The 2277-nt window shown below is 46.9% G+C and carries 3 protein-coding genes; all 3 read right to left on the minus strand.

Annotated features, from left to right (window positions below; all coding sequences use genetic code 11):
* Positions 1–92 precede the first annotated feature (92 nt).
* From B2899_RS17650 to B2899_RS17660, 3 genes are read right to left on the minus strand one after another with little or no spacing between them, the layout of a single operon-like run.
* The gene (locus B2899_RS17650; protein WP_286887469.1) at positions 93–1247 is read right to left on the minus strand and encodes a fused response regulator/phosphatase; all 1155 of its coding nucleotides are present in this window, start codon (positions 1245–1247) and stop codon (positions 93–95) included.
* A 13-nt stretch (positions 1248–1260) separates the two neighbouring features.
* Entirely contained in the window at positions 1261–1671 is a 411-nt protein-coding gene (locus B2899_RS17655; protein ID WP_146810789.1) for an STAS domain-containing protein, read from the minus strand.
* Position 1672: 1 nt separating this feature from the next.
* Positions 1673–2110 carry an ATP-binding protein gene (locus B2899_RS17660; RefSeq protein ID WP_170230286.1) on the minus strand — a complete coding sequence of 146 codons (438 nt, stop codon included), beginning with the start codon at positions 2108–2110 and terminating at the stop codon, positions 1673–1675.
* Between the last annotated feature and the right edge of the window lie 167 nt (positions 2111–2277).

Genomic DNA, 2277 nt, shown 5'->3' on the forward strand with positions numbered 1-2277 from the left:
GTCACTTCGTTACGCTCCGCAGGTCCTTTTTCGGCAAAGAGGCCCCGGAATACGGCGGAAAACGCCGGTTCCAGGGCTGGCAATTTCACAAGCTATCGCAAATGAATGCCAATCAGACAAATATCGTCCTTAGCTTCTTCAGTTGCATGGGTTTGCATAATCTCATTCAGCCAGCAATCCAGGGACTGTCCGGCCTTGCTTCTTTGTATCATGAAAGACGCGATACTATCCGGGGCGAGAACCGTATTGCCGTTTGCCAGACCATCTGAAAACATCGCAATTAGCGTTTCTCCCTCATACGAAAACACTTCTTTTTCGACCTGAATATCCGGAAGCAGTCCGATCGGCAGGCAGCCTGTGGACAGATAGCGCATCTCTCCTTTACTTCCTCGTACAATCCCTGGTGGATGACCTGCATTCACATACTCGATCTTCCTTGCCTGTACATCAATCACTACATACAGAGCCGTAAAATAAATACTTATGTCATTATCTTTGAAAATATGAAGCATGTGTCGGTTCAGTTCCTGCATGACATGCACCGGATCTGTAACCCGTGTAATCAAACCGCGCAGCAGTGCCCGGACCGACATACTGACGAGTGAGGCCGAAACCCCATGTCCAACAACATCAATCAGCATAATCCCGTAGCAGCCGTTCCCAATCTCATACCAGCAGTACATATCTCCTGATAAATGTTCAGATGGTACATAACGAGCCTGGATTGCAATTTGTTCCTGTTCAATCGGTTCATTCAAAACACTCATCTGAACCTTCTTTGCAAGCGCCAGCTGATACTCATGCTCTGAAACCATCTTTTCCAGCTTCTCTCTAGCCTTATAATGCTTGTTGATATTTTCTTGCAGACGGAGTGCAGCGCGAACCCGGGCCAGGAACTCTACTTTCCGCACAGGCTTCCGCACAAAATCTGTCACACCCGCTTCAAACGCCTCTTGTAACACAGACTCATTCCGCATTCCGGTCATCATAATAATCGGGATTTCCCGGTAACAGGCATGGGAGCGAATTCGGCGGCACATCTCAATTCCGTTCATATGCGGCAGCGTATAATCAAGAATAATCAGATCAATTCGGGCAGCCACCTGAGCCTGCTCATCCAGCTTGAGAAGTTCGCATACACTTGAAGGATTCTGTGCAAACAGCAAATCATGGTATCCGGCCTTACGCAGCATCGTTTCCAAACTACGCAGTTTTATCCAGCTTTCATCAACAAGTAATAATCTCATCCGTACACCCTGCCTAATACTCATCAAGTGTGAGATTCGGACGAGAACCCCCCTCAAATAACCGAACTCCCTCTGCCTCACTGCTAACCATTGAGAAGATCAGATGAAACTTGGCCATAGTAAAAATTTCCTTCATCATCCCTTCTTCCACAATGACCGCTATCCGACTGTCCGTATTCTTCAGCCGCCTCGCAATGGTCACAAGCATGCCAAGTCCCGTACTGTCAATGGATGACAGATTTCGCACATCAAAAAAGTATCCTTTTGCTTCTCTAATATTATCAAGTATGATCTGTTTCGCTTTCTCAGTCTGCCCATAAATAAGCTGACCGGAAAATTCGATTTTTTGATAATTTCCAACCATTCCCATTTCGACCTGTACATCCGGTTTTTCAGCCGCACCTTCAAAAACACGAATTGCCATACTATCTTCCCCTCACTTTAAACATAAACACATGGGCTCCCTTATCGTCCTTGCTGCTACCCCATTCATCTACCAGATGATCAATAAATAGCAGACCGCGGCTTCTTTCTTCCCATACTACATCCTCAAAGCTTTTTGACTGCACATCCATTATCACAGAAGAGCCTATTCCCTGTGCCCTGTCTGCTACAAAGACCGTGATCTCCTCTTCCTCAATGCACAGCGTAACCGTTAGAGGGGCAAAGACTCCTTCCTCTCCGTACTCGCCACGTACAGCCTCATACGCATTAATCAGCACTTCATGCAAGGCAAAGCTTATTTCCTGCTTTCGCTGATGATTCATATAATGCAGGATCTGCCTGCTGATCATATCGACAAAATGAACAGCGGGCAGATCTGTCGGGCATGTAATGGTAATTTCTATTCCGGTTTGTTTCATTTTCTTCATTCCTGCGTCGAATTTTAATCTGCTTGCCTTACTAGCTTGCCTCAACTTTAAATCGGGCAACTTCACTCTGCAGGTGTTCCGACAGCTCGGACAGGGCTGTGGCCGTAGCTGCTACCTCTTCCACAGTGGAAGCCTGTTCCTCCGCCGATGCGGCAGCC

Source organism: Aneurinibacillus sp. UBA3580 (assembly GCF_002375825.1).
Taxonomy (GTDB): domain Bacteria; phylum Bacillota; class Bacilli; order Aneurinibacillales; family Aneurinibacillaceae; genus Aneurinibacillus; species Aneurinibacillus danicus.

Bases quoted from the DNA above. Each gene is read 5' to 3' on its own strand.
- B2899_RS17650 (WP_286887469.1), bottom strand. From the start codon at position 1,247: ATGAGATTATTACTTGTTGATGAAAGCTGGATAAAACTGCGTAGTTTG.
- B2899_RS17655 (WP_146810789.1), bottom strand. From the start codon at position 1,671: ATGGCAATTCGTGTTTTTGAAGGTGCGGCTGAAAAACCGGATGTACAG.
- B2899_RS17660 (WP_170230286.1), bottom strand. From the start codon at position 2,110: ATGAAACAAACCGGAATAGAAATTACCATTACATGCCCGACAGATCTG.